The sequence below is a fragment of the Polynucleobacter antarcticus genome, assembly GCF_013307245.1.
In the GTDB taxonomy this organism is placed as follows: Bacteria; Pseudomonadota; Gammaproteobacteria; order Burkholderiales; family Burkholderiaceae; genus Polynucleobacter; species Polynucleobacter antarcticus.
In genome coordinates this window covers 2,142,148-2,154,412 of record NZ_CP028941.1, presented here as the reverse complement: position 1 = coordinate 2,154,412, position 12,265 = coordinate 2,142,148, and the positions used below count along the sequence as shown (strand labels likewise).

Here is a 12,265-nt window from a genome sequence, read left to right as displayed (position 1 = left end):
TAAAGTTATCCACAAGATGAAAATTCGTGGAAAAACTGTGGATAACTTGTGTATAAAACGAGAAAAAATAGATAAATTAAGGGTTTGTGTTCAATAAGCCCATAAAAAACAGAAAAACATCTATTTATTCCACTTAGGCGGTTGACCTTTTCCGATGCAACAAGGAAAATACTGGGTTTTGCAGGGTGAATCATGAAAAGAACGTATCAACCATCAGTAACACGTCGCAAACGCACCCACGGATTCCGTGTGCGTATGAAAACCAAGAGTGGACGCGCCGTATTAAATGCCCGTCGCGCAAAAGGCCGCAAACGTTTAGCTGTTTAACTTTTAGCCGTTGAATAGCGCCAGGATTACCGAGTTATTAAAAACACGCCCCAAAGCAAATTTGTATTGGGGTTTGTATTCGGTATTGGTGAGTCAAGACACAAAACCGGATTTAGGTATTGCGGTCGCAAAAAAACTCGTCAAACGTGCAGTGGACCGTAATAGATTAAAGCGCATGGTTCGTGAGATGATTTGGGCTGCTCAAACTACAACACTCCATAATGACGTTGTTATTAAGCTTAAGAAGCCCATAGGTCGTGAGACACGAGGTAGGCTTAGGAAAAAAGAAAAAGATGTCCTTCGTGTGCAAGTTACGGGGCTCTTATAACGTGCAATTATTAAATAAAGCGGCGCTGAAGCTGGTCAGGCTTTACCAGATAACATTGAGCCCATTTTTCGGCATGAGTTGTAAATTTGAGCCAACGTGCTCCCAATACGCATGCGACTGCTTTAAGCACCACGGGTTTTTCAAAAGCCTAGGACTGACGGTTTGGCGCATAGTGCGCTGCAATCCATGGACTCAAGGCGGCTATGACCCCGCCGTAAAACGAACACATCATTACTAAGTGAATGCAAATGGACTTTAAAAAAACAATTCTTTGGGCAGTTTTCTCGATGGCTGGCCTAATGCTTTACAACAATTGGCAGATTCATGAAGGTAAACCATCGATGTTTGGCGGCAATCCTACGCCCACGGCCGCAAAGTCTGATAGTGCAGTTGCAGGGACAACAAAAGTAGACGTACCGGCGCCAATACAAACCGCAGCAGCCCCAGTGATTGCCAAGGCTCCTGGCATAAATACGGGCGCAATTGAAACAGCAGAAAAATTTGTATTACAGAATGACACATTAGTTTTAGAAATTAGTGCAAGCGGTGCAAACGTAGTAGAAGCCAAGCTGCTAAAGGAGCTTACCGTAGAGAAAAAGCCGGTTGAACTTTTTCAATATACGCCAAATCATAAATACATTGCTCGTTCGGGCCTCATTGCCTTGGGCAATACAGATCTTCCTAATCACACTAGTACGTTCAAACTTATTCAGTCTGGTAAAGATGAGACGGGTAGGCCTTTCATAGTTTTAGGAAGTGAGCGGAGTGGAGTAAAACTAGAAAAGACCTTCTCTCTTAATCCTAAAAGTTATGTAGTGGATGTAGACCACCGTGTTATTCAGACTGCCTCCAATAGCAACCCATTGGTGCTGTATACAGAACTTGTTCGAGATGCAAGTCAAGAGCAAAAAATCGGCCCCTTTGACGGCGCTTTTTCAGCAAGCACCTTTACTGGTCCAGCGGTATATACCGAAAAAGAAAAATTCAATAAGCTTGAGTTTTCAGCAATTGATAAAAACAAAATCACTATTCCGACGCAAGTAGCTGCTGGCGAACCCGCATGGATTGCCATGGTGCAACATTATTTTGCAAGCGCCTGGATTCCAAATGATAAATCTGCTCGTGATATTTATGCCGGGAAAATTGACAACAATTTGTATCGCATTGGCATGCAGGTCCCCTTGGGTATCGTGGCACCTGGCGCAGGCGTTGTTGAAAAAGTTAGATTGTTTGTTGGGCCACAAGAAGAAAGTGTTTTAGAAACTATAGCCCCAGGATTTGCTTTATTAAAAGACTACGGATACTTAACTATTCTGGCAAAACCCATCTTTTGGCTACTCGAAAACATACATGACTATGTTGGCAATTGGGGCTGGTCCATCATCCTTCTAACCATTCTAATTAAATTGGTATTTTTCCCGTTGTCAGCGGCAAGCTATAAATCTATGGCTCGCATGAAGGAAGTGCAGCCCCGATTGTTGGTAATGAGAGAGCAATACAAAGGCGAACCACAAAAACTAAATCAAGCCATGATGGAGATGTATAAGAAAGAAAAAATTAATCCTATTGGTGGTTGCTTGCCCGTAGTGATTCAGATTCCTGTATTTATTGCTTTATATTGGGTGCTACTTTCTTCTGTTGAGATGCGTAACGCACCTTGGATTGGTTGGATTCAAGACTTATCAGTACCAGACCCATATTACATTTTGCCGGTAGTCATGGCTGCTTCGATGTATGTTCAGACTAAGCTGAATCCGACCCCGGCTGACCCAATTCAGGCGAAGGTCATGATGTATATGCCGCTGGTTTTTTCAATCATGTTCTTCTTTTTCCCGGCTGGCCTAGTGTTGTATTGGGTAGTGAACAACTTACTTTCCATTGCGCAACAATGGCAAATTAACCAGATGTTTGCAAACAAGTCTGCTAAATAAATTTTAGCTAATCTTTTAGCTCTATAGCTTAGCCGCAATGATGACTAGGAAGCTACCCATCATTGCGCTTGCTACTGCTCCAGGCAGAGCAGGCCTGGGGGTCGTTCGTATTAGTGGCCCAAATCTATTGATGATGACGCAAGCTCTTTTTCAGAGGACGCTTATTCCGCGACATGCAAATTTATTAATTTTGCGTGATGCTCAAGGTGCTTTTATCGATCAATTGATTGCTATTTATTTTGCTGCCCCTGCCTCGTTTACTGGGGAAGATGTCTTAGAGTTGCAATGTCATGGCGGCCCTCAACTTCTCGAGCTTGTTATGAAGCGTTGCCTTGAGTTGGGCAAAGATCAGGGCTTGGTAATTGCCGAGCCCGGCGAATTTACTTTGCGTGCCTACCTAAATAATAAGATTGATTTGGCTCAGGCTGAGGCTATTGCAGACCTGATAGATGCACAAAGTGAGGCCGCTGTTCTGGGGGCAGCACGCTCCCTTCAAGGCGCATTTTCTAGTGATATCAATCAATTAATCGAAGACATTACGCAACTTCGAATTTTGGTGGAGTCGACTTTAGATTTCCCAGAGGAGGAAATTGAGTTCTTAGAGAATGCCCAAGCCCGTGACCGTTTAAGCGCAGTAATACAACAGTTGCATGCCTTAAGGGAGAGCGCAAAACAAGGTAGGATTTTGCGTGATGGTATTCAGTTGGTATTAGCCGGCGCCCCGAATGTGGGTAAAAGTTCACTCTTAAATCGCCTTGCTGGTGAAGATGTCGCTATCGTGACGCCGATTGCTGGCACTACGCGTGATCGCGTCAAAGAGAGCATCAGTATTGATGGTGTTCCCATGCACATTATTGACACGGCCGGCCTACGAGATACAAATGATGAAGTTGAGCTAAAAGGTATTGAGAGATCTTGGGATGCAATTCGCTCGGCAGATGTTGTGATATTCCTTCAGGATGCCGCTCCTCATGATCAATCAGGAGATGAGGCAGCCCTATTACTCAAGAGGCAGATATTACAAGTGCTACCCCCAAAGTGCCCTGTTTTAGAAGTGAATAACAAATCAGATCTGGTAGACGGCGCTTTCCAAGTTGGGCCGGAGAAACACCCTTTATATATTTCTGCAAAAACAGGTGAGGGGATTGAAGATTTAAAGAAAGCCATTCTGGACCTGGTTGGTTGGGGCGGCTCTCAGGAGGGTGTCATTGTTGCGCGGCGTCGGCATCTAGATTGTCTAGATAGAGCAACAGAACATTTATATAAATCTCAGTTATTCGCCAAAGATGGCAATACTTCACTGGAATTGTTTGCAGAAGAGCTTCGTTTGGCTCAGGATCAGTTAGGACAAATAACAGGAAAACTATTGCCAGATGATCTTTTAGGAAAAATTTTTACGCAGTTTTGTATCGGCAAATAAACCCTCTTTTACCATTTGTTAGATGCTCCAGTAGATGACAGAAATGTTAAAATCAGTAAATAAAATTAAACCATCCTAGGACTTTCATGACTACCAGCACCAATGACCAAATGAATACTAACGCCCCAGATTACGTAAAAAATGAGCAATTAATTCGATGGGTTGCAGATGTGGCGGCATTGACTAAGCCAGATAGCATTCGCTGGTGTGATGGTTCTCAAACAGAGTACGATGAATTTTGTGAGCTTTTGGTTCAGGCGGGTGTATTCAAGCGCCTCAACCCGGCTAAAAGAAAGAATGCTTTCTTGGCCCTTTCAGACCCAGATGATGTGGCGCGAGTTGAAGATCGCACCTATATTTGCTCTGCTAAAAAAGATGACGCAGGACCAACCAATAATTGGGTAGATCCAAGCGAAATGCGCTCTACCCTTAATCCATTATTCGATGGTTGCATGCGTGGTCGAATTATGTACGTTGTGCCATTTTCTATGGGCCCAATTGGCTCTCCTATCGCTCACATCGGCGTAGAGTTATCTGACAGCCCTTACGTAGCGATTAATATGCGCCTTATGACACGCATGGGTAAAGCAGTGATCGATCAGCTCGGTAGCGATGGTACGTTTGTTCCCTGTATTCATTCGGTGGGCAAGCCACTTGCTGTCGGCGAAAAAGATGTTGTGTGGCCTAACAATAAAACTAAATATATTGTTCATTACCCGGAGACACGCGAAATTTGGTCGTTTGGATCAGGCTATGGCGGCAATGCATTACTAGGCAAAAAATGTTTTGCTTTGCGGATTGCATCTAACATGGGCCGTGATCAAGGCTGGTTAGCAGAGCATATGTTGATCTTAGGTGTGACTTCGCCCGAGGGTAAGAAATACCATATTGCTGCTGCATTCCCATCGGCCTGCGGTAAAACAAATTTCTCAATGATGATTCCTCCCAAGGGGTTCGAGGGTTGGAAGGTGACTACGGTTGGCGATGACATCGCTTGGATTAAGCCACGCAAAGATGCTGTGACGGGCAAGACCCGTTTGTTTGCCATTAACCCTGAGTCGGGCTATTTCGGCGTTGCTCCAGGCACAAACCGCCAAACCAATCCAAATTGTCTTGACTCGCTGAACCAAGATGTCATTTTTACTAACGTTGGTTTGACGGATGATGGCGATGTTTGGTGGGAGGGCTTAACCGATACACCACCCACACACTTAATCGATTGGCAAGGTAAAGACTGGACTCCTGCTGATGGTGCAGCAGGACGCAAGGCCGCGCATCCAAATTCACGATTTACGGTAGCCGCTACTAACAACCCCGCAGTTGATCCTCATTGGGATAATCCAGAAGGTGTCGCTATTGATGCGTTCTTATTTGGCGGGCGTCGCTCAAACACGGTGCCCTTGGTAAGCGAGGCGCGCGATTGGGTAGAGGGTGTCTATATGGCGGCAACGATGGGCTCAGAGACTACTGCTGCGATTACCGGACAAGTCGGAGTCGTGCGTCGTGATCCATTCGCCATGATTGCATTTGCTGGCTACAACATGAGTGATTATTTTCAGCATTGGCTCAATATCGGCAGCAAGCTTACTGCCGAGGGCGCCAATCTGCCTAAAATTTACTGTGTTAATTGGTTCCGTAAAGATGAAAACGGTAAATTTGTATGGCCTGGTTTTGGCGAAAACATGCGCGTGCTTTCCTGGGTGCTGGGCCGTGTAGAGGGTAATGCTAAGGGCGTAGAGACTGCATTTGGCATTTGTCCAGAACATGCGGATATGCATTGGGATGGTCTGGACTTCTCAGTAGAAAAATTTGGTAAGGCTATTGCAGTCGGAGTAGAAGATTGGAAGAGTGAGCTAAAGCTCCACTCAGAACTATTTGAGCACCTTGGCGATCGCTTACCCAAAGAGTTGATAGAGGCGCGCAATAAAATTGAAAAGCGCTTGAATGCCTAAAGCATCTTCGGCAATTTAATTTTTAAATTTAAAAACACGTTTATTTAATGAGCTCAACCCAACACCATGACATCGTGGTGATTGGGGCTGGCATTGCAGGGGCCTGTATTGCTAATGAGTTGCTAGAGCGCGGTCAAGCAGTTTGTATTATGGATGCCGCCGCTAAGCCCGCTACGGGTTGTTCAAGCCACGCTTATGCAATTGCCCATCCTCATGTAGGAAAGGGGGCTCCACGTTTACTGCGCTTAACGAGAATTGCGTTTTTAATGGCCGAAGCCCGTTGGGGCAAAGTATGGAATCAACATGGTGTATTTCAGCCAGCCAAGAGAGGCATGATTTTTAATCGTGACGCACTGGATGCCCACCTCCAATCTTTAGATCTGGATAAAAGTATGGCAAGCGCACTATATGCCAATGAGGCAGAAAAGGTTTGCGGAATTAAACAAGATGGTGTTTGGCTTTCACGGGGTGCCTCACTTAATCTAGCAATAGCAACTAATGCATTATTAGAGCCTCAGCAAAAACTAAGCATTCGTTGGAACACCATCATCACGCGCTTAGAAAAAACAGAGTCTGGTTGGAATTTATTGAATGAGCATAATGCACCTATTTGCACTGCTAAAAAAGTGATTATTGCTGCCTCAACGCAAAGCAAATCATTGGCGGCCAGTATTGGAGTACGCCTACCCTTAAGGCCCGTACGCGGCCAATTGAATATATTTTCTGTTGCTGAAAATAATGACTGGGCTAATAAATTACCTAGAACGGCGATATCAGGCGACGGCTATTGTTTGCCGGCAGAGCAGTTGCGAAATGGAAGCTATCGCTGGATAGTGGGTTCTAGTTTTGATGAAGGCGAAAGCGATCTGCAATCTTGGGAGTCGAGCGATGACTTTAATCGTCAGCAAGCCAAAGGTTTGCTAGCTTATGAAGAGGGTGACGGCAATGCCCTCAGGCAGGGCGGAAGTTTTGTAGGCATCCGCTGTGTTGCTGGAGACCGTCTACCTATTATTGGCTCCCTCACTCAATGCCCAGGGATATTTTTAGCAACAGCCCTGGGCTCGAGAGGCATTCTTTGGTCTGCTTTAGCAGCTAAACTGATTAGCGCTCAAGTGCTCGAGGATGATTTTGCTTTGCTGGCACGCTTAGGTTTTGCGGCAGATTTGCTTGCAGCGCTAGCACCGGCACGTTTTTTCGCTGGGGCCTTGGCAGCACCTTCGGCTTTGGGTGCTTTCGCTTCAAATTCAAAGCCAATTTTACCGTCAGCACCTAAAGCCAAATAAGCTTTAAAACCACGACCAGTTCGGTTGGATTTAAAGTTGGTGAGCAAATCTGTTTTGCCTTCGCTAAGTAATTTTTGTACTTGCTCGGCAGAAATTTCCTGCTGTAAAACTACTTTGCCAGTTTTGAAATCACAGGATTTATTGGGGCCGGTATTTTTCTCGCATAAGTAACGCATGCCATCTTCATATACGGCAGCAGAGCATTTTGGACAAACCCCTAAAGCTTGGCGGCCAGTAAAGTCTATGGCCTCCGTCTCATCTTCTTGGGCATTCCCAAAATCAAACTCTAGTTTGAAGCCCGCATTTGGGTAATCTGCATCGTCTTCTGGGATTTCACTGAGTTTAATAATGGCAGCAAATGGTCTTCCCATCTTGCTACGAAATCCTTGCAATGGCCCAATTGTTTTTTCACGCAATAATTCTTCAACTTCAGGATATTCGAAGGCACGGCCACCGGGTGTTTTGCTAATCGTGAAGCCGCACTTTTCACAGGCGAAACGACGGTAGTTTTCTTTAACAGCACCCTTGCAGTGTGGGCATGGCGTAGTCATGGTGGCGTAGTCACCAGGAATAGTGTCGCTGTCATACTCCTTGGCACGCTTGACGATGCGCTGCGTCATCTGCGCAATCTCTTGCATGAAGGTATCGCGATTCATCTCGCCGCGCTCTATAAGCGATAACTTATTTTCCCAGTTCCCAGTGAGATCGGGCCTAGTTAATTCCTCAACATCTAGACCACGCAACAAGGTCATTAACTGAAAGGCCTTGGCAGTGGGAATCAGTTCGCGTGCTTCGCGCACCATATAGCGCTCTGCAAGTAAACCTTCAATAATGGCCGCACGGGTTGCTGGTGTACCTAAGCCCTTTTCCGCCATGGCTTCGCGCATATCGTCATCGTCAACCCATTTGCCGGCACTTTCCATGGCTGACAATAAAGTTGCCTCGCTATAACGTGCAGGCGGCTTAGTTTTTAATGCAAGTGCTGCAATCGATTCATTTTGAACAGTTTCACCTGCTTGCACTGCCACGAGTTCATCGTCTGCTTGATTCGATTTGCCATATACGGTCAGCCAGCCTGGGTTCACCAAAACACGGCCTTCCGTTTTGAAGTGGTGACCAGTGGCTTCAGTGATGCGAGTGGTGACCCTAAACTCTGCGGCAGGATAAAAAACCGATAGGAAGCGGCGCACCACTAAGTCATATAGCTTTTGCTCAGGCTCACTTAATGTTTTAGGAGACTCTAGCGTAGGAATAATGGCAAAGTGATCTGAAATTTTAGAGTTATCAAAAATGCGCTTATTGGGCTTAATCCAACCAAAGCCCGCTTTTGCTTTTGGATCTTTGGGGTCACCTTGCAAAATTTGTTTAGCAAACGGGCGATATTCTTGTGAATTTTCAACTAGATTCTCCATCGTTTGTTTGACGGTCTCTAAATAATCTTCAGGTAATGCTTTTGCATCGGTACGTGGGTAGGTGAGTACTTTGTGGCGCTCATAAAGGGCCTGTGCCAAGCCCAAAGTATTTTTTGCAGAGAAGCCAAAGCGCGCGTTAGCTTCGCGTTGCAGACTCGTTAAATCAAATAATTGGGGGGCGAGTTGCGTAGCGGGTTTTGACTCTTCTTTAACGCTGGCTTTTTTATCGCGACAGGCAGCCACAATACTTTGCGCAGCAGCTTCACTCCACAAGCGATTTTCACGGGCATCCGGCTCGTTGGCATCCTTTTTAAACTTCGGGTCAAACCAGCGTCCTTCATATACGCCAGCTGCAGCAATAAATTCCGCTTTCACTTCCCAGTAGTCTTTTGAGATAAATTTGCGAATCAGTTCTTCGCGCTCAACCACAATAGACAGTGTGGGCGTTTGGACGCGACCCACAGTAGTGAGGAAAAATCCACCGCTCTTGCTATTAAAGGCTGTCATGGCACGCGTGCCATTGATACCCACTAACCAGTCAGCCTCTGAGCGGCAACGTGCTGCATCAGCCAACGGCTGCATTTCCGTATCAGTGCGAAGTGAAGCAAAGCCTTGACGAATCGCGGCAGGCGTCATCGATTGAAGCCAAAGTCTTTTAACGGCCTGTGGCGCTTTAGCATGCTGCGCAATTAAACGAAAAATCAACTCGCCTTCACGCCCCGCATCACAGGCATTAATCAGCTCGTGTATATCTTTGCGTTTAATCAGCCTTTGCAACACCTTAAGGCGCGATTCAGTTTTAGCGATGGGGCGTAATTCAAAATAAGGGGGGACTACTGGTAGGTTGGCAAAAGACCATTTCCCACGCTTTACTTCAAACTCTTCCGGAGCAGCTATTTCTAAAAGATGGCCAACTGCAGAAGAAACCACAAAGTCATCGCTTTCAAAATAGTCTTCGTATTTTGTAAATCCGCCTAATGCTTTAGCGATGTCATTGGCAACAGAAGGTTTCTCCGCAATAATGAGTGCCTTAGGATGATCTGTCGCTGAAGTTTTTGGACTGCTTTTTTTGGTAGTTGCTTTTGTGGCCACGCGTTTTGCCTAAATGTGAGCTTGAATGATGTTTTTAATGGGTAAAACGGATGACCAATTTAAACCATCTTGCGCTTTGGTCTACCCGATACCCCTTTTTATTATTAACCGATAAATTAAAAAAAGTCCAAAAGTTGCATCAACTACCCTTATAAATGCACCTAATTTGTATAGGATTTGGAGAAAAACCCCGCTTTAAGTGGCCTTAAATGATGTTTTTAGGTAGATTGACAGCTCATCCAGAACGTCTTGCGGGTGTTGCGTTAACTTGGCCCCCTGTTGAATAAGCTGGTGACAACCACTTGAAAGTGGGTTGTAGAGCGACCCTGGCAGGGCAAACACCTCTCTTCCCAGTTCAGTTGCGAGCCTGGCCGTGATGAGGGAGCCTGATTTTTCAGCAGCCTCAATTACAAGTACCCCTAATGAAAGTGCAGCAATGATGCGATTTCTGCGAGGGAAGTGGCTCGGTCTTGGCCCTACTCCTGGGGCGAGCTCAGACAGCAACAAGCCTCGCCGACCAATGCTATCTGCTAGCAATTGGTGTTCTCGTGGATAGGTAATATCCAGCCCAGTGCCACATACCGCAACAGTGCGATGGCCCTCTCCAAGGCTAAGTGCTCCGCGATGCGCTGCCCCATCAATTCCACGAGCCATCCCAGAAAGGATTAAGAAACCCGCTTTAGATAGGGCCCGGGCAAAATAGAGCGCATTTTTCACCCCCTCGGCACTAGGCATGCGCGAGCCCACAATGGCGATCATGGGCATCTTGAGAAGCGCAGCTTCACCATATATATACAGCGGACTGGGAGGGTCATATAAAGCAAGCAAGCGGTCTGGGTACTGAGGGTCTGTATGACTTATAGCTTGGATATCCATTGTTTGAAGTGTCTGCATGGAGCCATTTTCAAGCTTAGGGATATCAGAACTATCGGGACAGTCGGATTACTCTGTTGGATAATTCTGATATGGCTTTATTAACCGTCCTTTGTTATCCAGATCCACGCCTACTTCGGGTTGCAAAACCGGTAGCGCAGGTAGATGCGCGCATTAAACAAATAGTGGCTGATATGGCTCAGACTATGTATGACGCACCGGGGGTCGGCTTAGCAGCCACGCAAGTCGATATTCATGAACAAATTATTGTGATTGATGTGTCAGAGAATCAAGATGGCCTGCTGGTTTTTATTAATCCTGAATTAGTTTGGGTAAGTCCAGAGAAAAAATCTTGGCGCGAGGGTTGCCTCTCGGTGCCTGAATATTATGATGAGGTAGATAGGCCAGCGATTGTGCGCGTGAAAGCACTTGATAGAAATGGTAAAGAATTTGAAGTAGAGGCAGATGGCTTATTGGCCGTTTGCATACAACATGAAATGGATCATCTCAAAGGGAAAGTTTTTGTCGAGTACTTATCTTTTTTGAAGCGCAATCGTATCTCCCTAAAAATGAAAAAGCGCGCTAAAGAATTAATAGGTCAGCGCTAAGCGCCCCATGAAAATTGTTTTTGCAGGTACCCCAGAATTTGCTGCCCATGCCATGCGCGCTATCTTAGATGCTGGCCATGACATTGTTCTCGCACTCACGCAGCCAGATCGTCGATCTGGAAGAGGTATGCATTTGCAGGCAAGCCCAGTAAAAATAGTGGCCCAAGAAAAAAATATTCCCATATTGCAAGCAGTAACCCTAAAGCAGAATCATCCAAACCAAAAGAAAAGCGTTGAAGCGCAAGAGGCATATCAACATCTATCTACTGTAGATTTTGATGCGATGGTGGTAGTTGCATATGGCTTGATTCTGCCGCAAGACATTTTGGATCTAGCTGAAAAAAATGGCCGCTATGGTTGCTTTAACATTCATGCATCGCTGTTGCCGCGCTGGCGTGGCGCTGCTCCGATTCAGCGGGCTATTGAAAGCGGTGATCGCCAGACGGGCGTGAGCATTATGCAAATGGATGCCGGTTTAGATACGGGAGGCGTCGTATTAAAAAAAGCGTTGGATATTTCTTCGGAGGAGACCAGCGCATCATTGCATGATCGCTTAGCTCAATTAGGCGCTGCTTTGATGGTGCAGACACTCAGTAGCTTGGAGCAAGATAAATCGTTGACGGCAACCCCACAGCCACTTGATGGAGTGACTTATGCAGAAAAGATCCAAAAGAGTGAAGCAGAAATAGATTGGGGCATGAGCGCAGAAAAAATTGATTACTGTATTCGTGCATTTAATCCCTTCCCAGGTTCAACAAGTTTTTTAAATGGTGAACCCATAAAATTATGGAACTCTCGCCTAGGTAGCGATCAAGCCATGATGCACACTAAGAAGCCGGGCACGATTTTAAGTATGAGCAGTGATGGGGTATTGGTGCAGTGTGGCCAGGGCGTAATTGAAATTTTAGAAATGCAAAAACCCAGTGGGAAAAAATTGGCAGCAAGTGTTTGTATTGGCCCCGGCTTGGTTGAGAGTGTATTTGGGCAATGAACATATTTGAAATTATTAAGATTGCTTTTTTTGTCATGGTGGATTGCT

Annotated in this window: 10 protein-coding genes and 1 pseudogene; 9 read left to right on the top strand and 2 right to left on the bottom strand. The window is 45.7% G+C overall.

What is annotated here, in order from left to right; genetic code table 11:
* Window positions 1-192 precede the first annotated feature (192 nt).
* From rpmH to mnmC1, 7 genes and pseudogenes are all read left to right on the top strand, one after another.
* Window positions 193-327, top strand: a complete 135-nt coding sequence (gene rpmH / locus DCO16_RS11145) for a 50S ribosomal protein L34 (protein ID WP_082784010.1) — start codon at window positions 193-195, stop codon at window positions 325-327.
* Between the two features lie 88 nt (window positions 328-415).
* On the top strand, window positions 416-655 hold the full coding sequence (gene rnpA / locus DCO16_RS11140) for a ribonuclease P protein component (protein ID WP_254598053.1): 240 nt from the start codon (window positions 416-418) through the stop codon (window positions 653-655).
* A complete protein-coding gene (gene yidD / locus DCO16_RS11350) occupies window positions 621-893 on the top strand; it encodes a membrane protein insertion efficiency factor YidD (protein ID WP_173943704.1) in 273 nt (90 codons plus the stop codon). Before rnpA ends, yidD begins: the two co-directional genes overlap by 35 nt.
* 10 nt (window positions 894-903) lie before the next feature.
* Window positions 904-2,586: a membrane protein insertase YidC gene (gene yidC, locus DCO16_RS11130; protein WP_173943703.1), complete on the top strand. Its 1,683-nt coding sequence runs from the start codon at window positions 904-906 to the stop codon at window positions 2,584-2,586.
* 40 nt (window positions 2,587-2,626) lie between these two features.
* Window positions 2,627-4,006, top strand: a complete 1,380-nt coding sequence (gene mnmE, locus DCO16_RS11125; RefSeq protein ID WP_173943887.1) for a tRNA uridine-5-carboxymethylaminomethyl(34) synthesis GTPase MnmE — start codon at window positions 2,627-2,629, stop codon at window positions 4,004-4,006.
* 86 nt (window positions 4,007-4,092) lie between these two features.
* A complete protein-coding gene (locus DCO16_RS11120; RefSeq protein WP_173943702.1) occupies window positions 4,093-5,958 on the top strand; it encodes a phosphoenolpyruvate carboxykinase (GTP) in 1,866 nt (621 codons plus the stop codon).
* Window positions 5,959-6,005: 47 nt separating this feature from the next.
* A pseudogene (gene mnmC1 / locus DCO16_RS11305) lies at window positions 6,006-7,007 on the top strand (FAD-dependent 5-carboxymethylaminomethyl-2-thiouridine(34) oxidoreductase MnmC1); the annotation flags it as partial.
* A 59-nt stretch (window positions 7,008-7,066) separates the two neighbouring features.
* Here the strand turns inward: mnmC1 and DCO16_RS11115 are convergent.
* Both DCO16_RS11115 and dprA read right to left on the bottom strand, forming a co-directional pair.
* The gene (locus DCO16_RS11115) at window positions 7,067-9,745 is read right to left on the bottom strand and encodes a DNA topoisomerase III (protein WP_173943701.1); all 2,679 of its coding nucleotides are present in this window, start codon (window positions 9,743-9,745) and stop codon (window positions 7,067-7,069) included.
* A gap of 195 nt (window positions 9,746-9,940) precedes the next feature.
* On the bottom strand, window positions 9,941-10,639 hold the full coding sequence (gene dprA / locus DCO16_RS11110) for a DNA-processing protein DprA (protein ID WP_173943700.1): 699 nt from the start codon (window positions 10,637-10,639) through the stop codon (window positions 9,941-9,943).
* 71 nt (window positions 10,640-10,710) lie between these two features.
* On the opposite strand from dprA, the gene def reads away from it, so the two are divergent.
* A complete protein-coding gene (def, locus tag DCO16_RS11105) occupies window positions 10,711-11,226 on the top strand; it encodes a peptide deformylase (protein WP_217426670.1) in 516 nt (171 codons plus the stop codon).
* A 7-nt stretch (window positions 11,227-11,233) separates the two neighbouring features.
* Complete coding sequence (fmt, locus tag DCO16_RS11100) at window positions 11,234-12,217, top strand: methionyl-tRNA formyltransferase (protein ID WP_173943698.1); 984 nt, start codon at window positions 11,234-11,236, stop codon at window positions 12,215-12,217.
* Window positions 12,218-12,265: the final 48 nt, after the last annotated feature.

Bases quoted from the DNA above. Each gene is read 5' to 3' on its own strand.
- yidD (WP_173943704.1), top strand. From the start codon at position 621: ATGTCCTTCGTGTGCAAGTTACGGGGCTCTTATAACGTGCAATTATTA.
- def (WP_217426670.1), top strand. From the start codon at position 10,711: ATGGCTTTATTAACCGTCCTTTGTTATCCAGATCCACGCCTACTTCGG.
- dprA (WP_173943700.1), bottom strand. From the start codon at position 10,639: ATGCAGACACTTCAAACAATGGATATCCAAGCTATAAGTCATACAGAC.
- mnmE (WP_173943887.1), top strand. From the start codon at position 2,627: ATGACTAGGAAGCTACCCATCATTGCGCTTGCTACTGCTCCAGGCAGA.
- rpmH (WP_082784010.1), top strand. From the start codon at position 193: ATGAAAAGAACGTATCAACCATCAGTAACACGTCGCAAACGCACCCAC.
- fmt (WP_173943698.1), top strand. From the start codon at position 11,234: ATGAAAATTGTTTTTGCAGGTACCCCAGAATTTGCTGCCCATGCCATG.
- DCO16_RS11120 (WP_173943702.1), top strand. From the start codon at position 4,093: ATGACTACCAGCACCAATGACCAAATGAATACTAACGCCCCAGATTAC.
- yidC (WP_173943703.1), top strand. From the start codon at position 904: ATGGACTTTAAAAAAACAATTCTTTGGGCAGTTTTCTCGATGGCTGGC.